Origin of the sequence: Enterobacter sp. ODB01, from assembly GCF_001623605.1 — a bacterium.
Lineage (GTDB): Bacteria > Pseudomonadota > Gammaproteobacteria > Enterobacterales > Enterobacteriaceae > Enterobacter > Enterobacter kobei.
This window is the reverse complement of the sequence record NZ_CP015227.1, coordinates 4,086,415-4,106,493: the sequence shown is the minus strand read 5'-3', so window position 1 is coordinate 4,106,493 and position 20,079 is coordinate 4,086,415. Positions and strand designations below refer to the sequence as shown.

Below are 20,079 nucleotides of genomic sequence, written 5' to 3'. Positions count from 1 at the left end.
CTTTCAGGTAAACTTGTTGTCTAAGGTCTTATTCACAAGAACAAAGGAGTCGGGATGAGTTCTCAATCCCAGGCCAAATCACCGGAAGCCTTACGAGCAATGGTCGCCGGGACGCTGGCTAACTTTCAGCATCCAACCCTGAAACATAATCTTACGACGCTGAAAGCGTTACACCACGTTGCGTGGCTGGACGATACGCTGCACATTGAGCTGCAGATGCCCTTCGTCTGGAGCACCGCCTTTGATGCGCTGAAAGAGCAGACCAGCTCTGAGCTGCTGCGCATTACCGGAGCGAAAGCGATCGACTGGAAGCTGAGCCACAGCATCGCCACGCTGAAGCGTGTGAAGAATCAGCCTGGCGTGAACGGTGTGAAAAACATCATCGCCGTGAGCTCAGGTAAAGGCGGGGTGGGCAAATCGTCTACCGCAGTAAACCTGGCGCTTGCGCTGGCGGCGGAAGGGGCGAAGGTGGGTATTCTCGATGCCGATATCTATGGTCCGTCCATTCCAAACATGCTGGGTGCGGAAAACCAGCGTCCAACCTCGCCGGACGGTACGCATATGGCGCCGATCGTGGCGCATGGGCTGGCGACCAACTCAATCGGTTACCTGGTGACTGACGATAACGCCATGGTCTGGCGCGGCCCGATGGCCAGCAAAGCGCTGATGCAGATGCTGCAGGAAACCATGTGGCCGGATCTCGATTATCTGGTGCTGGATATGCCGCCGGGTACTGGTGATATCCAGCTGACGCTGGCGCAGAACATTCCGGTAACGGGCGCTGTGGTGGTGACCACACCGCAGGACATCGCGCTGATCGACGCCAAAAAAGGCATCGTCATGTTCGAAAAAGTGGAGGTGCCGGTACTTGGTATCGTTGAGAACATGAGCATGCACATCTGCAGCAACTGTGGGCACCACGAGCCAATCTTTGGTACCGGTGGCGCAGAAAAGCTGGCCGAACAGTATCATACCCAACTGCTGGGTCAGATGCCGCTGCATATCACCCTGCGCGAAGATCTGGACAGCGGAAAACCGACGGTTGTTAGCCGTCCGGACAGCGAATTTGCGGATATGTATCGTCAGCTGGCGGGGCGCGTTGCGGCGCAGCTTTACTGGCAGGGCGAAGTCATTCCGAGCGAAATCGCGTTCCGCGCGGTGTAACTCCTCTGCACTTTAATGCCGGGTGGCGCTTCGCTTACCCGGCCTACAAATGGCACCATCACGTAGGTCGGGTAAGGCTAAGCCGCCACCCGACGTTAACTCAGCCGATAATGCATCAGATAGTACTCTCCGTCCGGAGAATCACCCGTTGCCTCAATGTGCCAGCCATGTCGCTGGTAAAACGCAATAGCCCGCCTGTTCTTCACCAGACACTTCAGTGCACCCGTGCTGGTAAACGTTTTCTGTACGTGCTCAAGTAACAGATGTCCGACACCCAGGCTCTGATACTGCGGATCAACAAACAGGTTGTGCAGAAAATTATCGTTGGTCCAGACGGAAGCAAACCCCAGGCGATGGCCGTCCTGCTCCGCAACCCAGATGGCTTCGTCCCGGGTAGCGGCGTCGAAATCTTCCAGATGCCAGCCAGAGTCATCAAGCCAGGGCCAGGCATCGCGTCGGGCGTGGAGATAGAGCGTGCGCAGGAAAGGCCGATCGCTCTCCTGCCACGGACGGATGACGATCGTATCAGCGATGATAGAAGATATCCCCATTATAGGCTTTGTAGATTTTGCCATCTGCATCGCCAATCAGGACGTAGTTTTCGCCCATGTAGGTCCAGTGGGTCCCTGCATCCGGTGCCGGCAGGTTACGCAACTGATACTGTTTGATGGTGTATTCGGGCGTTTGATACTGCGCCGGTGCGGTATCGCCGATTTTGAACTTAGTGAAATCAGCGATGAACTCTTGTTCCTCATAGGCTTTGATGCCTGATGGCGCAGCGGCGGTTTGCGGGGCAGAAAATGCGGATCCCGCCAGAGACAGTAATACACCCAGAAGCAGCAATTTACGCTTAGCCATTTTTTCTCCAGTGATATCGTTACAGATGTTTTGTCTGCGGGCGCGCGTATGAAGCAAGGCAGACAGTCCATTTTAAGGATCAACGCAAGCCGTGTATGAAAAAAATGTAACAAAAATGGACAGTTTTGTGTAGTCGAACCGTGTGGGTCTTATTTGTGTGGTCGATATTTACCATTACTAATATTTGTTATTTTTATTAATCTATTCTGAAAATAACTTTTAGCATCAAAATTGCGCGGTTAAGCGAATGCTTTACTGAGGAATACCCTTTAGTATCATCCTTCGGATGAAGTGATATTACTTTTGATTTTATTAGACGATTGTGCATTGGCTCAGTTTTTTAAAGCGAATGTATTCGTTTTTTAGAATTTCATGGTAATGCCATTAAAATAATAACTAATTATATTTCATGGTGTTAGTTGCATTCTTTTTGCAGATGTAACGCCTGGCGCAACGATAAATCAACATTTTATATAAATGAAAAACACAACTGCATTCCCACTATTATTTCTTTTTCTTAGCCAGTTAACAGGGTGTGTATTTTCACCGGGTCAGCACTTAAGTCTGTCTGGAAAAAAAGTTACGCCGAGTGAAGAAATTAATCATCAACTGGATAAACGTGTAGAAATTTTTCCAGTGACCCCTGGGTTGATTGAAAAACTGCGTCCGCCCGTGTCGAAATCTCAGGCGAATCCTAATCTGGATGAGCAGCTCAAAAACTGGGAATACCGTATTGGCACAGGCGACATCCTGACGGTCACCGTCTGGGATCACCCTGAATTAACGACGCCTGCCGGGCAGTATCGTAGCGCGAGCGATGCGGGCAACTGGGTCAACGCCGACGGTACGCTTTTTTACCCCTATGTCGGTAAGCTGCACGTAGCGGGCAAAACAGTTTCACAGATACGTGAAGAGATTACCGCGCGACTGGATAAGGTCATTGAGAGCCCTCAGGTGGATGTCAGCATAGCCTCCTTCCGTTCGCAAAAAGCCTATATCACTGGTGAGGTAGAGAAATCGGGCCAGCAGCCCATTACCAATATTCCACTGACGGTGATGGATGCAGTCAACGCTGCTGGTGGGCTATCTGCGGATGCCGACTGGCGGAATGTGGTACTCACGCATAATGGTCAGGACTCACGTCTTTCCCTCTATGCCCTGATGCAGCACGGCGATTTAACGCAAAACAAGCTGCTTTATCCTGGCGATATCTTGTTTGTTCCCCGAAACGACGCGCTGAAAGTGTTCGTGATGGGGGAGGTGGTTAAACAGAGCACCCTTAAAATGGATCGTAGCGGCATGACGCTGGCCGAAGCGCTGGGAAATGCTGGCGGCTTAAACCAGAACATGGCCGATGCCACCGGCATTTTTGTTATTCGACAGGTAGCGAAAAAAGGCGACGCGGACAAAATTGCCAACATCTATCAACTGAATGCAGAAGATGCGTCAGCCATGGTGCTAAGCACGGAATTTCAGCTGGAGCCGTATGACATTGTCTATGTGACCACCGCACCGCTTTCACGCTGGAATCGCGTCATTACCCAACTGGTGCCGACTATCACAGGTGTTCACGATCTGACCGAAACCGTCCGCTATATCAGATCGTGGCCGCAATAATGTTCAATTCAATCTTAGTGGTTTGCACAGGCAATATTTGCCGTTCGCCAATGGGTGAACGGCTGTTGCGCCAGCAGTTACCCGGCAGGCAGGTGACCTCGGCAGGTATTTTCGGTCTCGAAGGATGCCCGGCGGATGCCGCTGCGCAGGCCGTGGCCTGGCGTCATGGTATTTCGCTGGAGGGGCATGTTGCCCGCAAGGTGACGCGTAGCCTGTTACAAAAATCCGATTTGATTCTGGTGATGGAGCCGAAACACCTTCGTTTTATCGCCACTATGGCCCCGGAGAACCGGGGAAAATCGCTGCTATTTGGACAATGGCTGGAAACCAAGGACATTCCCGACCCGTATCATAAAAGTCGTGAAGCCTTCGAATATGTTTTCAACCAATTGGGAAAAGCCAGTCAGGAATGGGCTCGTCGTTTGAGTCAACAAGGAATGAAGCAGTAATGTCGTCTTCTAAATCAGACAAATTTGGTGCTGCGACACCGCAGAATAATGAAATCGATCTCATTCAGTTGCTTGCTGAGATGTTTGATCACCGGATCATGATTGCGTGTATCACACTCCTGTTCACGGTATGTGCGGGGATTTATGCATTTAGCGCCACGCCAGTTTATCAGGCTGATGCCCTGGTGCAGGTCGAGGCGAAGCAGGATAACTCGCTACTTAAAAGCTTAAGCCAGTTCGGGTCCGATCTCTCCCCTGATGTCGCCCCAGAACTTCTACTCCTTAAATCAAGGATGATTCTGGGAGAGACCGTTGATCAACTCGGGCTAACATACCACGTTAAGCGGCGCGTACTCCCTGTTATCGGTCCTGTGTGGGAACAGATTCGGGGACGAAAATCTGATGAAATAACGATTGGCGCACTGACTATTCCGCTTCTGGAAGGTGAGCCACAAACGCTTTTACTCACCGCACAGGACCAGGGGCGATTTCATCTTGAGGGTAAGACGCTGGCTGTAGACGGCGTTGTGGGAAAAGCGCTGGTTAAAGATGGGGTATCTCTGCTGGTGACATCCCTCGATGCGGTTCCGGGTACCCAATTTATCCTCAAAACCGTCACGAAACTTGAAGCGATCAACGCCATTCAAAAGAGGCTTACGGTTGCTGAATCGGCGAAACAGAGCGGTATGATCGCGTTAACCATAGCGGGTGAAGACCCCAGTAAGATCGCCAGAGTGCTTAATACAATCGCTGAAAATTATCTCAGTCAGAATATCGCGCGTCAGGAAGCTCAAGATACCCGGAGCCTGACGTTTTTACAGACTCAATTACCGAAGATCAGTCGGGAGCTGGATGAAGCTGAAGCTCGCCTCAATGCCTACAGAGAGAAACGTGATTCTGTCGACTTGTCTCTGGAGGCAAAGTCGGTTCTTGATCAGGTTGTTAATGTGGAAAACCAGCTTAACGAGCTGACATTCCGTGAAGCAGAGGTTTCTCAGCTTTTCAAGAAGGATCACCCCACTTACCGCGCGTTACGGGAAAAGAAACAAACGCTTGAGCAGGAACGTACGCGCCTCAACAAACGCGTTTCAGCCATGCCCTCCACGCAGCAGGAAATATTACGCCTGAGTCGTGACGTGGAATCCGGGCGTACCATCTACCTGCAACTTCTGACGCGGCAGCAGGAGCTGAATATCTCCCGCTCCAGCGCGATTGGAAACGTGCGGATCATTGACCCGGCCGTGACGCAGCCCATTCCGATTAAACCGCGTAAAGCGCTTATTATTGTGCTAGGCATGCTGATGGGGTTAATGCTCTCGACCGGAACGGTTTTCGTGCGTTCGGCCTTTAAGCGGGGCATTACGTCATCTGAGCAACTTGAAATGCAGGGAATACCGCTTCTGGCGACGCTCCCGCGTTCAGTCTGGCTCTGGAAAAAGACGCATCTGCGCAGGCGGAACCTGTTTGCTTCCCACTGGAAACACAGAACATCAAACGTACCTTTCCTGCCAGTTGACCGGCCGACCGATATGTTTATCGAAGCGGTGCGCGGGCTCCGTACCAGTCTGCATTTTACAATGATGGATGCAACAAACCGGATCGTAGTGGTGTCAGGCCCTACGCAGGACTGCGGAAAGACCCTGGTCAGTACCTCACTGGCGTCGATTGCGGCTCAGGCGGGACAGCGAGTCTTGTTTATTGATGCGGATATGCGCAAGGGGTATGTCCACAATATTTTCAAACTGAACAATCATCTTGGATTGTCCAGCGTGCTCGGAGGAAACGTAGAATGGCAGGACGCGGTTCAACGCTTTGAGAAAGGCGGTTTTGATGTCCTGACCTGCGGACCCCGGCCTTCACATCCCGTTGATTTGCTCATAAGTGAACGCTTCCAGGCGGTAATGTCACGGATCGACACACTTTATGACATCGTCATTATCGACACCCCACCCGTACTTGCCGTGACGGATGCATTGCTGATCACCAGAGCCGCGGCCACCACGCTACTGGTTGCCCGTTTTGGAAAAACCAGCGGTAAAGAGGTCGAGCACTCACTGAAGCGTCTGCGGCAAACGGGCGTGCAGGTGAATGGCGCCATCCTCAACGATATCGTGAAATCCGCTGCGCTCTATTACAACTCGGGGTATAGCCACTACGACTACGGTTACACTCAGGAATAAGCGTGGCGCGACACTTCTTTACAGCACCGCGCCGAACAGCCCGTTAAGATGACCTCCGTTACAACGAGAGGTCATAATGGATAACCGTAAATTGAGTCGACTGCGCCGTTGGGCGCGGGAAGGGATCATTTTCTTTTTGCTCGCGCTGGCCGTGATGTGGGGCGTGGATCAATACCGCAAGCCCACACTCCCCGCCAGTTTTAGCGCCACCCCAATGCAAAGCATTGACGGAAAGCGCCACGATATCGAAGCGCTCAGCCAGGAGCGGCCACTGCTGATCTACGTCTGGGCCACCTGGTGTAGCATCTGCCGTTATACGACACCGGCGGTGGATAAGCTGGCAGAAGAGGGCGGTAACGTCATCAGTATTGCCATGCGTTCTGGTGATGATGCGAAGCTGGCTCGCTGGGTCGAGAAGAAAAGCCTGAGTATGCCGGTGATTAACGATGCAAACGGTGCGATGTCACAACAGTGGCAGGTGAGCGTAACGCCGACGCTGGTGATTGTATCGAAGGGGAATGTGGTCAGTACCACAACGGGCTGGACGAGCTACTGGGGATTAAAAATCAGGATGTGGTGGGCAGGTCTGTAAAAATAACCCCTCTCCCGGTGGAAGAGGGGTTTTGTATTACTTAGCCAGAACTTCCTGCGCGGTGTGCTCAACCAAAGACAGCAGGGTTTTAATATCCTCCAGCGTCACGGTTGGGTTCAGCAGCGTCAGCTTCAGGCAGGTAACGCCGTTATGCTCGGTCACACCGACGTTCGCACGACCAGACTCCAGCAGTGCATCACCAATTTTCTGGTTCAGCAGGGCGATACCCGCATCGTCCATCTGCACCTGGCCACGGAAGCGGAACAGCACGCTTGCCAGCTGTGGCTGCATAACCAGTTCCAGAGCAGGCTGCTCTTTCACGTAGGCGGCAACCTGCTGCGCCAGCGTCACGCCGTGATCGATGATCGCGGCGTATTGCTCCTGACCCAGTGCTTCCAGGCTCATCCACAGCTTCAGCGCGTCGAAACGACGGGTCGTCTGCAGAGATTTGGACACCAGATTTGGCACGCCCGCCTCTTCGTCGAACTCAGAGTTCAGGTAGGCCGCCTGATAGCGCATCAGCTCATAGTGACGTGCTTCTTTCAGCAGGAACGCGCCGCAGCTGATGGTCTGGAAGAACTGCTTGTGGAAGTCCAGCGTGACGGAATCCACCAGCTCAATACCGTCCAGGTAATGACGATACTGCTCAGACATCAGCAGCGCGCCGCCCCAGGCCGCATCAACGTGTACCCAGATGTTCTGCTTCGCCGCCAGTTCAGCAATCGCACGCAGCGGGTCGATAGCACCGGCATCGGTGGTACCGGCTGTCGCGACGATCGCCAGAATCTGCTCGCCGTTCGCGTTGCACTGCGCAATTTTCGCCGCCAGATCGGACAGATCCATACGGGAGAATTCATCCGTTTTCACCTGCACCACGGACTGGTAGCCCAGACCCATCAGCGCCATGTTTTTCTGCACGGAGAAGTGCGCGTTTTCGGAGCACAGTACGCGGATCTTACGCAGATCGCCCACCAGACCGTCCTGCTGAACGGAGTGACCCTGACGCGCGAAGAACGCATCACGGGCCAGCATCAGACCCATCAGGTTGCTCTGAGTACCGCCGCTGGTGAAAACACCTGCGTCGCCAGCCTGATAACCCACGCGGGTACGCAGCCATTCGATCAGTTTGATCTCAATGATGGTTGCGGACGGGCTTTGATCCCAGGAGTCCATACTCTGGTTAGTGGCGTTAATCAGCACTTCTGCCGCCTGGCTTACGACCAGACTTGGGCAGTGCAGGTGCGCCACACACTGTGGGTGATGAACGGACAAGCTGTCTTTCAGGAAGAACTCCACGGCGCGTTCAATCGCCGCTTCGTTGCCCAGCCCTTTCGGGTTGAAATCCAGCTTAATACGGTCGCGCAGTTCCGCGACCGTTTTGCCCTGGTACATCTCAGGCTGTTTCAGCCACTGCATCACAGCCTGAGTGCTTTGTTCAATCGCCTGCTGATAAGCGTCAATGCTCTGCGCAGAGGAGAACAAAATTGGGTTTGAATCTGACATCGTAATCAACTACTCCGGTTACGCCGGGCGAACGCCCGCAGCAAGCAGTGCCTGCTCGAATTTATCCAGGAAGATTTTCAGCTCTTCATCGCTGATCAGCAGAGAAGGCAGCAGACGCAGAACGATACCGTTGCGACCACCACGTTCCAGAATCAGACCCGCTTCGAAGCATTTCTTCTGAATCAGTGCAGACAGCTCGCCGTCGCCCGGGAAGCAACCCATGTGGTCAGCCGCTTCGTGTGGCTTAACGATCTCAATACCGATCATCATGCCCAGACCGCGAACGTGGCCGATGACCGGATAACGTTTCGCCATCTCTTTCAGCTGGCCTTTCAGCCATTCGCCCTGTGCAGCCACTTTGCCTGCGATGTTCTGGTCTTTCAGGATTTTCAGCGTCGTCAGACCGGTTGCCATCGCCAGCTGGTTGCCGCGGAAGGTGCCGGTGTGGTGACCCGGTGCCCATGCGTCGAACTGCTTTTTGATACCGAGCACGGCCAGCGGCAGACCGCCGCCAACGGCTTTAGACATCACGATAATGTCTGGCTCAATGCCCGCGTGTTCGAAGGCGAAGAATTTACCGGTACGGGCAAAGCCTGCCTGAACTTCGTCGAGGATCAGCAGAATGCCATGTTCCTGCGTCACTTTACGGATGCGCTGCAGCCACTCAGCCGGAGCCGGGTTCACGCCGCCTTCACCCTGAACGGCTTCGAGGATCACCGCTGCAGGTTTACGCACGCCGCTTTCAACGTCGTTAATCAGGTTGTCGAAGTAGTAGGTCAGCGCTTTAACACCCGCTTCACCACCGATACCCAGTGGGCAGCGGTATTCGTGCGGATAAGGCATGAACTGCACTTCTGGCATCATACCGTCAACTGCTTCTTTCGGAGAGAGGTTACCCGTCACGGACAGTGCGCCGTGGGTCATCCCGTGGTAACCACCTGAGAAGCTGATGATACCGCTACGGCCGGTCACTTTTTTCGCCAGCTTCAGCGCCGCTTCAACGGCGTCAGCACCGGATGGACCGGTGAACTGCAGGCAGTACTCTTTGCCCTGACCCGGCAGCAGAGAGAGCAGGTATTCAGAAAACGCGTCTTTCAGAGGCGTCGTCAGATCCAGTGTATGTAACGGCAAGCCGCTGGTAATGACATTTTGGATGCTTTTCAGCACATCAGGATGGTTATGTCCAAGCGCAAGGGTCCCTGCACCTGCTAAACAGTCAAGGTATTCTTTATTATCTGCATCGGTGATCCACACGCCTTCTGCTTTAGTGATCGCTAAAGGCAGTTTGCGCGGATAACTCCTGACGTTAGATTCAAACTCGGCCTGACGGGCCAGATAGGTTTCGTTGCTTTTGTGGGCATCTACAGTGTCAATACGGACTTTATCCGTCATCATATCACTCCTACAACCGCCGCTTCGTTATGAGCCACGATTGAATAAAAAGTTAAAAAACAGATGGGGCCTGAAAAAAACGCCGCCAATATAGAGCCTTTTGCCACGGGGCTCAATGGTTAATTTGTTTACTGTTTTGTGACATGGGTTACAGGGGCGGGTTTATCCCCGTTTAAGGAGAGGAAATTACACTTTATGGTAAATAAAAACAGCCTGTTACGTACTTTACGCCCTGATTGTAAAATCATAAAAAAGAGTGTGGCAAATTGTGCGATTCGCTTGATGAAAAGGAGGTAAGCCGCCTCCTTTGCACGCTTATTTCTGCGACCTGTGCAAAAAGCTGCGGTCAGGATGCATGCGCAACGGAATCACGCTTTAAATATGGACTTTCAACACGTGTGGTTTCCAGGTGTTGCTCACCGTTAATAATATGCAGGGCGCTCAGGCGACCAATTTCATAATGCGGCAACTGAACCGTAGAGAGCGGAGGGAGGAAGAGTTCCCCAATGCCGACCATATTGTCGTAGCCGATAACCGCGACATCCTCGGGAATGCGAAGCCCTTGCGCCAGTAGCGTCTGATAGACCATTAACGCGATGCGGTCGTTGCCGCAGATCACGGCGTCGAACCGTGGGACACCATTCTGGATGCGCGCCAGCAACACTGAGGGAATGTCACGATAGTGCTCATCGCCGGGCGCCATATAGTTGTGCTCCAGGCTATCCGGGTCGATTCCCGCTTCAAGGCATGCGCGTTCCAGCCCCTGACGGCGTCGGGTTGTGGCCAGGTGGCCCGCAGGCAAATGCAGGCAGAGTGGTTGTTGATAGCCCTCCGCAAGCAATGCGCGCACGGCGGTGTACTGCCCCAGTTCGTCATCTGGAATATAGCTGGCTACCCGTTCACCGTCACTTTCGCAATTGGCCAACACACAGGGCAGGGTGAGCAACTTAGCCGGGAGAGGAACCTGACGTAGCCCCATGGTGGTGTAAATAATCCCGTCAGGCCGATGAGACAGGAGAAGGTCGACAATGGCGTCCGGATTATCATCGCTAAACATATTCATCACGAAGCTGTTCCAGCCGTGCATCCTGGCGGTCTCTTCAATGGACAGCGTAATCTCCACCGAGAAAGGTGTCGTCACCGTATCAAGGGCCAGCACGCCGATGGTTTTAGGTGAGGCATGTGCACCACGTATCTTCTTGGCGGACAGATCGGGCACATAGTTGGTCTGCTCGATGGCCCGATGTACGCGCGCCAGCGTTTCCGGTTTTAGGCGCTCCGGGCTGTTAAGCGCACGTGATACGGTCATCAGAGACACGTTCGCCAGCTTTGCGACGTCCTTCAGGGAAGCCATTTTCTTACTCCGTCAATGATCTGTAAGAGAGAATATACAACTAAGTAACTGATGTAAAAGGGAAGCCTGTTCAAGGGTTGTGTCGTGCAGCGATCACAGATGAATATTTGATCGCGATCGCACTCCTTCAATGTTAACGTTAACTTTCGTGATTAACATCATAAATATTAGTCAAACAGCATGAGAATAAAATTATGTTAACGTTACCATCGCGTCATTACTCCAACATGAGAATGTCATGATGAAAACGCATCACTCTCACAGCTACCCTTTATTGAGCGCATTACTGTTTTTCTTTTTTGTGACCTGGTCGTCTTCCGGCTCGTTGCTTTCTATCTGGCTCCACCAGGAAGTGGGCTTAAAGGCAGGGGATACCGGCATTATCTATGCCGTGCTTTCAGTCTCTGCTCTGTTTGCTCAAATCTGCTATGGATTCATTCAGGACAAGCTCGGTCTGCGAAAAAACCTGCTCTGGTTTTTGACCAGTCTGCTCATTCTTTCGGGTCCGGCGTTTTTGCTGTTTGGTTATCTGCTGCAGATTAACGTTTTACTCGGCAGTATTTTCGGCGGGGTTTTTATCGGTTTGACGTTTAACGGCGGGATAGGGGTACTGGAATCCTATACCGAGCGCGTGGCACGCCAAAGCCAGTTTGAATTCGGCAAAGCGAGGATGTGGGGATCGCTTGGCTGGGCAGTGGCGACCTTTTTTGCGGGACTCTTGTTTAACATCGATCCGAAGCTGAATTTCGCTGTCGCGAGCTGCGCAGGACTGGTGTTTTTTATTTTGCTGGCGCGTCTCAGGGTCTCTTCGGCACCGCACGCCATGCAGGAAGCGGTCTCCGGCGGCAAGGTCACGCTGGAAGACGCGCTGCGCCTGCTGACGCTGCCACGCTTCTGGGCGCTGGTGTTTTTCGTAATCGGGACCTGCATTTACGGCGTTTACGACCAGCAGTTTCCGGTCTATTTCTCCTCCCAGTTCCCGACGTTGCAGGAAGGGAACGCCATGTACGGCTACCTCAACTCCTTCCAGGTTTTCCTTGAAGCGGCGGGGATGTTCTGCGCCCCCTGGCTGGTGAATCGCCTCGGCGCGAAGAATGGCCTGATTTTCGCGGGAATGGTGATGGCGATGCGTATGGTGGCATCGGGTCTGGTTGAGGGGCCGGTATTGATCTCCATAACCAAACTATTGCACGCAGTAGAACTGCCTGTTTTGCTGGTCTCAATCTTTAAATACAACAGTTTACATTTTGATAAGCGGCTCTCTTCCACCCTTTATCTGGTGGGCTTCGCCTGTACAAGCTCGGTAATTGCCTCAGTCCTGTCGCCGCTGGCAGGTTACAGCTATGAGAAATACGGTTTTGCCCAGTCTTATCTGATTATGGGGCTGTTAGTGTTCAGCACCACGTTTATCTCCATCTTCCTTTTGCGCTCGGGTAAGTCCTCTTCTGACCCGCTCATGCCGCAACCTTCCACTATCTGATCGAAAGAGTAGAGCAATGACGTATTCCATTACGAAAGCAGAGCAGGAACTTCAGTCCAGACGCGAGGGGCTTAACCTGCGCTGGTATCCGCGTTACCACCTCGCTGCACGCGCTGGCTGGATGAACGACCCTAATGGCCTGGTCTGGTTTGATGGCTGGTATCACGCCTTTTATCAACATCATCCGTATTCGACCCAGTGGGGCCCGATGCACTGGGGCCATGCGCGCAGCAAGGATTTAGTTCACTGGGAACATCTCCCGGTTGCACTAGCGCCAGAAGGAGCAGAAGACAAGGATGGCTGTTTTTCCGGATCGGCAGTGGTGGATGGCGATACGCTTGCGCTGATTTACACCGGACATAAATTCCACGGCGATCCTAATGATGAGGCAAATCTCTACCAGGTGCAGTGCCTGGCGACCAGCCGTGATGGTATTCATTTTAGCCGGGAAGGCATGGTTGTTGACACGCCGCCTGGCCTGCATCACTTCCGTGACCCGAAAGTGTGGCGTGAGGGGGAGAGCTGGTACATGGTCGTCGGTGCGCGGGACGGCGAAACGGGTCAGGTGCGCGTGTATCGCTCTGAAGATCTGCACGCGTGGCAGGATATGGGCGTGCTTGCGGTGGCAGAAAAAGAGATGGGGTATATGTGGGAATGCCCTGACTTTTTCACTCTCAATGGCAAGCGCGTACTGATGTTTTCACCTCAGGGAGTGGTGGCTGAAGGATACAAAAATCGTAATCTATTTCAGAGTGGCTATCTGTTGGGCGAGTGGCAGCCTGGTCAGCCTTTTGTGCGAGAAGGTGAGTTTGTGGAGATGGATCGCGGACATGATTTCTATGCGCCACAAAGTTTCCTGACCCCTGATGGCCGCCGCATCGTTATCGGCTGGCTGGACATGTGGGAATCCCCACTGCCGGAGCAGGAAGATGGATGGGCTGGCATGCTCTCTTTACCGCGCGAACTGACGCTGAGTGCGGATAACCGCCTGCAAATGCGACCGGCCAGAGAGGTCGAAGGCCTCCGGGGAGAGTGGTTCCCCTGGCCAGTAAGTACTCTTAAAAACCAGCAGATTACTCTGGTGGAACACTGCGACGCGATGGAGGTCATGCTGAAGTGGGATTGCGCCAACAGCGGTGCAGAGCAATACGGCATTCGTTTTGGAGATGGCTTACGCGTCTATGTTGATGCGCAGATGCAGCGCCTGGTGCTGGAGCGTTATTATCCGCAGTATGGCCTGTGCGGTACCCGAAGCGTCGCGCTGAACCTGAACGACACGCTAAGCCTGCGCCTGTTCGTTGACAGCTCGTCAGTGGAAGTGTTTGTCAATGAAGGGGAGGCGTGCCTGAGCAGCCGTATTTACCCTGATGCAGAGTGTCGCGAACTTGCGTTGTTCGCGTGGACCGGGGCCGCTTCGCTTATCGATGCCGGAGCATGGCAATTAGGGTAAACGAATGACGTCAGGAATAACGTCCTGAATTTCCTGACGTCATAATCCGTTATGGTCTGCAAATAAAAAGGCGACAGGCGACGCCTTTGTTTTACGTTGCTTCTTTACTCACCGCCGATCTGCTCTGACAGAGTAATAAACGAAGATGAACAGGTGATTCCTTTCCCGGTCTCTGCTGTGATGAGTACCGCGATAAATCGAAACCCCTTGCGCCTGGCACGCCGCCGCGGTTACACTAAACAACAGCAATAAGCGTTAATTAACTCATTGTTTCAAAAGTATTTTGACTCGGGGTGCCCTTCTTTGTGAAGGCTGAGAAATACCCGTATTACCTGATCTGGATAATGCCAGCGTAGGGAAGTCAGATGCCTCACCGGTCATCGCTTCTTCACGCAAGGCAGGAGCGAACCCATGCAGCCTGACCTGCTCGATTTACACGTTTTACATCATTTCCGTACCCGTTCTCCGCTTACCCATTGCATGACCAACGATGTCGTACAGACCTTCACGGCTAACGTGTTGCTGGCGCTTGGCGCATCCCCTGCGATGGTGATTGAGGCCGAAGAAGCTGAACAGTTTGCCGGGATTGCCGATGCCCTGCTGATAAACGTCGGCACGTTGACCTCGTCACGCGCCCAGTCGATGCGTCGGGCGATTGAAAGCGCGGTGGCGGCAGGAAAGCCCTGGACGCTGGACCCGGTGGCCGTGGGCGCGCTGACGTTCCGCACCCGCTTTTGCCACCAAATTCTTGCCCTTAAACCGGCCGCCATTCGCGGCAATGCCTCCGAAATCCTTGCCCTTGCCGGAATGAGCGCCGGTGGGCGCGGCGTTGATACCACCGATACCGCGGTCAGCGCGGTGCCAGCTGCACAGGCGCTGGCCCGTCAGACTAATACCATTGTGGCGGTGACGGGGGAAATAGATTACATCACTGACGGACAGCGCACCCGAACGGTTGCGGGCGGCGACCCGCTGATGACCCGCGTGGTGGGTACGGGCTGTGCGCTCTCCGCCGTCGTCGCGGCCTGCTGTTCGCTGCCGGGCGACAGGCTGGATAACGTTGCCGCCGCCTGCGGATGGATGAAGCTTGCCGGAACGATTGCCGTTACGCACGCTCGCGGGCCAGGCAGTTTTGCCAGCGCGTTCCTTGATGCGCTCGATACGCTGGAGGAACAGGCATGAAACGGATTAACGCCCTGACCATTGCCGGTACCGACCCCAGCGGCGGCGCGGGTATCCAGGCTGACCTGAAAACCTTCTCGGCCCTCGGCGCGTACGGCTGTTCAGTGATTACCGCGCTGGTGGCGCAAAATACGCGCGGCGTGCAGTCGGTTTACCGAATCGAACCGGATTTTGTTGCCGCGCAGCTTGATTCGGTGTTCAGCGACGTGCGCATTGATACCACCAAAATCGGCATGCTGGCCGAAACGGACATTGTTGAAGCGGTGGCAGAACGACTGAAGCGTTATCAGGTGCAAAACGTGGTGCTGGACACCGTGATGCTGGCAAAAAGTGGCGATCCGCTGCTTTCCGCTTCCGCGGTTGAGACGTTGCGCCGGAAATTGCTGCCGCAGGTGGCGCTCATTACCCCTAATCTGCCGGAGGCCGCCGCGCTGTTAGGCACATCGCATGCGCAAACTGAACGTGAAATGAAAGCTCAGGGAAACGCGCTGCTGGCGATGGGATGTGGCGCAGTGCTGATGAAAGGTGGGCACCTGGATGATGCTGAAAGCCCTGACTGGCTCTTTACCCGCGAGGGGGAAGTGCGTTTTACCGCCCCGCGCGTACAGACAAAAAATACCCACGGCACGGGCTGTACGCTCTCTGCCGCGCTGGCGGCGCTGCGTCCACGGCATGACAACTGGGCCGATACGGTACGCGAAGCGAAGACCTGGCTCTCGGCGGCGCTGGCAAAAGCCGATACTCTGGAAGTCGGTCACGGTATTGGGCCGGTTCATCATTTTCATGCATGGTGGTAAGCCAGTATACTGGCAGGAAACACCACGTCTGAGAAAACAGAGATGGAACAAGCGCATACCCGATTAATCGCTCAACTGAATGAACGGATCGCCGCGGCCGATAACACACCGCTGTACCTGAAATTTGCCGAAACGGTAAAAAACGCGGTGCGCAGCGGGGTGCTGGAGCACGGGAATATTCTGCCCGGCGAACGCGATCTCAGCCAGTTAACCGGCGTGTCGCGCATCACCGTGCGCAAAGCGATGCAGGCGCTGGAAGCCGAGGGGGTTGTAACGCGTGCCCGGGGTTACGGAACGCAAATCCACAACATCTTCGAATATTCGCTGAAAGAGGCGCGCGGTTTTTCTCAGCAGGTGGTGCTGCGCGGTAAAACGCCCAACACGCTGTGGGTCAATAAACGGGTGGTAAAATGCCCGGAAGAGGTGGCCAGCCAGCTGTCGCTTGAGCCTGAAAGCGAGGTGTTCATGCTGAAACGCATTCGCTATGTTGACGACGACGCGGTGTCGATTGAAGAGTCCTGGGTGCCGGTCGGGTTAATTCCCGATCCGGATGCGATTGGTATTTCGCTGTACGATTACTTCCGCAGTCAGAATATTTTCCCGCAGCGTACCCGTTCACGGGTGAGCGCCCGTATGCCGGACAGCGAGTTTCAGGCGCACATCAAGATGGACGAAAAAATACCGGTGCTGGTGATCAAGCAGGTTGCGCTTGACCAGCAACACCGGCCGATTGAGTACAGCATCAGCTACTGTCGTAGCGATCTATACGTCTTTGTGTGCGAGGAGTAGTTCCTCGCGAGTGGGGGCGCAATCACCGCCGCGGTGGCTGACCACCCAGGACGCCACGGCATTCCCCAACAGAATGGCATCTGCCAGTGACCATCCTGCCGCCAGCCCGGCGAGCGTGCCGCCCGCATGGCTGTCGCCTGCGCCAATGGTATCCACGACCGTGGCCGGAAACGCCGGAACAACGCCTGAAGCATCGCCGTCATACCAGGCTGCGCCGTCTTTATCATGACGGACAATCAGCGCGGCGCCGAAACGCCGCTGCCATTCCGCGCCGAGGTTTTCAGGCTTTACCCCCAGTCTTTCTGCCGCAATTTCTGCCTCCTGACGATTAAGCGACACGATCGGCCTGCAGGCCATAATCCGCGCCATAAGGGGGTCTGGAATATCCCCGATGCGCGGGCCGAAATCGATCAAGGCCGTCACCTCCTGTAACCCTTCCAGCCAGCTCGTCAGCAGCTCACCGCACGGTGAGGCCAGCTGATATCCGGACAAATAAACCAGGCTGTGTGATGGTACAGACAGCGTATCAAGCCAGCCCGACTGCCACTGGTTCTCCACCCCGCTAAACGACATAAAGGTGCGCTCGCCGTCAGGCTCAACCAGCGCCAGGCACCAGCCGTTGTCGCCGGTTTCGGCCTCCACGGCGCTGTGCAGATCCTGTTTTGCCATCGCGTTGCGGATAATATCCGCCCACACGCCGTGGCCGACGGGAAGGGCGTTTTGTGCCGCAATGCCGAGTCGTTTCAGGGCGATGGCAATGTTCAGCGCGCAGCCGCCGATATTCACACCCTGCTGTTTAAGCTCGATATCGCACCCGCGCCAGGGCAGGGCGTAGGCGTCGGCGATGACGTCAATCACCGCCGCGCCCAGCACCGTCACCGGGCGTGTGGCATACAAGGTTTCGAGACGTCGGGCAAACGAGTTCATACGCCCTCCCTTTGCTCCCGGTAGTGCAGCAGTTTTTCGCAATAGTGGCCGAAATCGAGCTGGTTGACGGCGTCGAGCTCGGCCTTAAGCGCCGGGTCAATCGCCTGCACGCCGTGGAGCGCCCCGCAGATGGCCGTTGCCATCGCGCCAATGGTGTCGGTGTCGCCGCCCAGGTTGGCGCACAGGACCGCGCAGCGGTTCGGGTCGGTTCCCGCCAGTTCCACCATCGCAATGGCCGCCGGAACGGATTCAATGGTGCTGGTTCCCGCGCCCGTGAGCTGATAAATCTGCTCGCTGGCGGAGTCGATGCCGTTAGCTTCCCGCACTGTCTTAAGCGCCAGCTCAATACGCGCTGCCAGCGATGCACTGAAGGTGGTCGTTTTCGCCTCCTGCGCATAGCGGGCGATACCCGGCAGGGCATCGACGATGTTCTGCCAGCGTTCCCCGTCGATGGCGCGGGAAACCGCCCAGGCAATCACCACCGCACCGGCGATGGCAAGATCCGATTTATGGGTCGGGCTGGAGGCCAGTGCCACCTGCTCCACAAAATGTTCCAGACGCGTGGCCGGGAGCAGGCAGCCCAGAGGGGAGGCTCGCATCGCCGCCCCGTTGGTCACGCCGTTGTTTTCCAGTTCACTGACCGGTTTCCCGTCACGGATCGCGTTTAGCGCGATTTTCGATGTCGGGCCGAGTACGTTCTTATTAAACGCGTCGAAATCGAGCGCCCAGTTCAGGATATGTTTGCCGATAACATCCGCATCAATCTGTCCGTCGCATTCGATAATCGCATCCGCCAGACACAGCGCCATCGAGGTATCATCGGTGAACTCGGCCTGCCTGAAATAACAGGCTGCATTATTCTCTGCCGGGCCGGGTAAAAAGCGGTCGATCCAGCCGAAGTGCGCCTTAACGCGCTTTCTCGGCCACAGCTCTGACGGCATGCCCATCGCATCGCCTAATGCCTGCCCGTAAAGGGCACCGAGAATACGGTTTTGCTTCATTTAACTTCCCCTTGTGTCAGCGCGGCATCGCCATCAACCACCTCAATTGCAGTGATCTCTTTGTCCGATTCGCGGAAAAACAGCATAAACAGCACGGCGATCACGGCAATCATGATCCCACCAAATGTCCACATTCCGGCCCAGTTGAAGGTCAGCCCATTCACCGGCTCTTTGTAGGCGAACATTTTTTCCATCATCACGCCGCCCAGGCGGTAACCCAGCAGGCTACCAAAACCCTGACAGCACAGCGTAATCAGGCCTTGCGCGGCGGTGCGCATATGCGCCGGCGCTTTTTTATCCACGTAGATATACGCGGTGACGTAGTAGAAGTCGTAGCTCACGCCATGCAGCAGAATACCGAGGAACAGCAGGGCATAGGTGAAGTACTGTTCCGCGCCGCCGTAAACGAAGAATCCATAGCGAATGGCGGCCGTAATCAGACCCAGCAGTAAGACCTTCTTAATACCAAAGCGTTTGGTGAAGAACGGCAGGGCCAGCATAAAGAAGATTTCGGAGAACTGACCGAGCGTCATCCAGCCGGTGGCGTTTTTCATTCCCACTTCGGTGAGATAGCCGTTGGCGAAGATGTAATAGAAGGCCAGCGGCATCGCGAATAAAAATGAGCAGAAGAAGAACACCAGAAAGTTTTTATCACGCAGCAGGATAAGGGCATCCAGACCCAGCATCACTTTGAAATCCAGCTTGCCGGTACTCTTCGGCGGCGTGTCTGGCAGGAACAGGGCAAAGACACCGAGCAGGGCGGAGCTGGCTGCCGTCATCAGCAGCGGAATATTGGTATCCGAGATGTCGCTATAGCCCAGCATTTGCGGCAGGAACCCGCACGCCAGCCCGGAGGCGATCCAGCCGATCGTTCCCATCACGCGGATGCGCGGGAAATCGGCCTCGACATCGCCCACGTTGGCGAAGGCGATACTGTTGGTCAGTGCGATGGTGGGCATATAGGTCAGGGAGTAAGCCAGCAGCAGCGGGAAGAAGGTGCTGAACTGGGTTTGCTGCGCGGCGAAGTACATCAGAATGGCACCGGCAAACATCAGTACCGCCAGCACTTTCTGGGCGGCGAAGAAGCGGTCCGTCAGCGAGCCGACCAGAATAGGCGAGAGAATAGCGGCAATGGCGGTACAGGCATAAGACCAGCCGATTTCCCCGGCGGTAAACCCGCTTTTACTCAGCCACAGCCACAATGGCACAAACCAGGCGCCCCAGATAAACCATTCAACGAACATCATGAATGACAGTTGGACTTTCGTTTTCATTTTTTAATCCTGCATGTCAGTGAGGGTACGCCTTTAACATACCAGTCAATAATACCTTTTAAATACCTTT

General features: G+C 54.7%; 18 protein-coding genes and 1 riboswitch. Of the genes, 10 read left to right on the top strand and 8 right to left on the bottom strand.

Annotation, left to right across the window (positions count from 1 at the left end):
* The first annotated feature begins 54 nt into the window (after window positions 1-54).
* A complete protein-coding gene (gene apbC, locus A4308_RS19575; protein WP_023330911.1) occupies window positions 55-1,164 on the top strand; it encodes an iron-sulfur cluster carrier protein ApbC in 1,110 nt (369 codons plus the stop codon).
* A gap of 95 nt (window positions 1,165-1,259) precedes the next feature.
* Here the strand turns inward: apbC and A4308_RS19570 are convergent, their stop codons facing one another.
* Together A4308_RS19570 and A4308_RS19565 are read right to left on the bottom strand one after the other, a co-directional pair.
* Window positions 1,260-1,715, bottom strand: a complete 456-nt coding sequence (locus A4308_RS19570) for a GNAT family N-acetyltransferase (RefSeq protein ID WP_014884539.1) — start codon at window positions 1,713-1,715, stop codon at window positions 1,260-1,262.
* The gene (locus tag A4308_RS19565) at window positions 1,690-2,022 is read right to left on the bottom strand and encodes an RcnB family protein (RefSeq protein ID WP_008500887.1); all 333 of its coding nucleotides are present in this window, start codon (window positions 2,020-2,022) and stop codon (window positions 1,690-1,692) included. The genes A4308_RS19570 and A4308_RS19565 overlap by 26 nt, the downstream gene beginning before the upstream one ends.
* 477 nt (window positions 2,023-2,499) lie before the next feature.
* Here A4308_RS19565 and A4308_RS19560 point away from each other — a divergent pair, with 477 nt between their 5' ends.
* From A4308_RS19560 to A4308_RS19545, 4 genes are all read left to right on the top strand, one after another.
* Complete coding sequence (locus tag A4308_RS19560; RefSeq protein ID WP_023330909.1) at window positions 2,500-3,639, top strand: polysaccharide export protein; 1,140 nt, start codon at window positions 2,500-2,502, stop codon at window positions 3,637-3,639.
* Window positions 3,639-4,088: an arsenate reductase/protein-tyrosine-phosphatase family protein gene (locus A4308_RS19555; protein WP_023330908.1), complete on the top strand. Its 450-nt coding sequence runs from the start codon at window positions 3,639-3,641 to the stop codon at window positions 4,086-4,088. The genes A4308_RS19560 and A4308_RS19555 overlap by 1 nt, the downstream gene beginning before the upstream one ends.
* On the top strand, window positions 4,088-6,268 hold the full coding sequence (locus tag A4308_RS19550) for a polysaccharide biosynthesis tyrosine autokinase (RefSeq protein ID WP_049011387.1): 2,181 nt from the start codon (window positions 4,088-4,090) through the stop codon (window positions 6,266-6,268). The genes A4308_RS19555 and A4308_RS19550 overlap by 1 nt, the downstream gene beginning before the upstream one ends.
* Before the next feature lie 76 nt (window positions 6,269-6,344).
* Window positions 6,345-6,860: a protein disulfide oxidoreductase gene (locus A4308_RS19545; protein ID WP_023330906.1), complete on the top strand. Its 516-nt coding sequence runs from the start codon at window positions 6,345-6,347 to the stop codon at window positions 6,858-6,860.
* Window positions 6,861-6,896: 36 nt separating this feature from the next.
* Here A4308_RS19545 and A4308_RS19540 read toward each other — a convergent pair whose 3' ends face one another.
* The 3 genes from A4308_RS19540 to A4308_RS19530 form a co-directional block, all read right to left on the bottom strand.
* Window positions 6,897-8,363 (bottom strand): pyridoxal phosphate-dependent decarboxylase family protein, encoded by a 1,467-nt coding sequence (locus A4308_RS19540; RefSeq protein WP_023330905.1) that lies wholly within the window; start codon window positions 8,361-8,363, stop codon window positions 6,897-6,899.
* Between the two features lie 18 nt (window positions 8,364-8,381).
* Window positions 8,382-9,758: a diaminobutyrate--2-oxoglutarate transaminase gene (locus A4308_RS19535; RefSeq protein WP_014884533.1), complete on the bottom strand. Its 1,377-nt coding sequence runs from the start codon at window positions 9,756-9,758 to the stop codon at window positions 8,382-8,384.
* Between the two features lie 343 nt (window positions 9,759-10,101).
* Window positions 10,102-11,109 carry a LacI family DNA-binding transcriptional regulator gene (locus A4308_RS19530; protein WP_014884532.1) on the bottom strand — a complete coding sequence of 336 codons (1,008 nt, stop codon included), beginning with the start codon at window positions 11,107-11,109 and terminating at the stop codon, window positions 10,102-10,104.
* A 238-nt stretch (window positions 11,110-11,347) separates the two neighbouring features.
* Here A4308_RS19530 and A4308_RS19525 point away from each other — a divergent pair, with 238 nt between their 5' ends.
* The 5 genes from A4308_RS19525 (at window position 11,348) to A4308_RS19505 (ending at window position 16,807) form a co-directional block, all read left to right on the top strand.
* Window positions 11,348-12,589: an MFS transporter gene (locus A4308_RS19525; RefSeq protein WP_014884531.1), complete on the top strand. Its 1,242-nt coding sequence runs from the start codon at window positions 11,348-11,350 to the stop codon at window positions 12,587-12,589.
* 16 nt (window positions 12,590-12,605) lie between these two features.
* On the top strand, window positions 12,606-14,039 hold the full coding sequence (locus A4308_RS19520) for a glycoside hydrolase family 32 protein (RefSeq protein ID WP_045280992.1): 1,434 nt from the start codon (window positions 12,606-12,608) through the stop codon (window positions 14,037-14,039).
* A 279-nt stretch (window positions 14,040-14,318) separates the two neighbouring features.
* Window positions 14,319-14,415: riboswitch (TPP riboswitch) on the top strand.
* A 35-nt stretch (window positions 14,416-14,450) separates the two neighbouring features.
* Complete coding sequence (thiM, locus tag A4308_RS19515; protein ID WP_045280993.1) at window positions 14,451-15,221, top strand: hydroxyethylthiazole kinase; 771 nt, start codon at window positions 14,451-14,453, stop codon at window positions 15,219-15,221.
* Window positions 15,218-16,018: a bifunctional hydroxymethylpyrimidine kinase/phosphomethylpyrimidine kinase gene (thiD, locus tag A4308_RS19510; RefSeq protein WP_045268768.1), complete on the top strand. Its 801-nt coding sequence runs from the start codon at window positions 15,218-15,220 to the stop codon at window positions 16,016-16,018. The genes thiM and thiD overlap by 4 nt, the downstream gene beginning before the upstream one ends.
* Window positions 16,019-16,060: 42 nt before the next feature.
* Window positions 16,061-16,807: a GntR family transcriptional regulator gene (locus A4308_RS19505; RefSeq protein WP_023330895.1), complete on the top strand. Its 747-nt coding sequence runs from the start codon at window positions 16,061-16,063 to the stop codon at window positions 16,805-16,807.
* On the opposite strand, the gene A4308_RS19500 is transcribed toward A4308_RS19505, so the two are convergent.
* From A4308_RS19500 to A4308_RS19490, 3 genes are read right to left on the bottom strand one after another with little or no spacing between them, the layout of a single operon-like run.
* Window positions 16,781-17,734, bottom strand: coding sequence for a PfkB family carbohydrate kinase (locus tag A4308_RS19500; RefSeq protein WP_045280994.1), 954 nt, complete (start codon window positions 17,732-17,734; stop codon window positions 16,781-16,783). The two genes, A4308_RS19505 and A4308_RS19500, sit on opposite strands and share 27 nt — an antisense overlap.
* Window positions 17,731-18,735 (bottom strand): ADP-ribosylglycohydrolase family protein, encoded by a 1,005-nt coding sequence (locus A4308_RS19495; protein WP_045280995.1) that lies wholly within the window; start codon window positions 18,733-18,735, stop codon window positions 17,731-17,733. The genes A4308_RS19500 and A4308_RS19495 overlap by 4 nt, the downstream gene beginning before the upstream one ends.
* Entirely contained in the window at window positions 18,732-20,009 is a 1,278-nt protein-coding gene (locus tag A4308_RS19490) for a nucleoside permease (protein WP_014884524.1), read from the bottom strand. Before A4308_RS19490 ends, A4308_RS19495 begins: the two co-directional genes overlap by 4 nt.
* Between the last annotated feature and the right edge of the window lie 70 nt (window positions 20,010-20,079).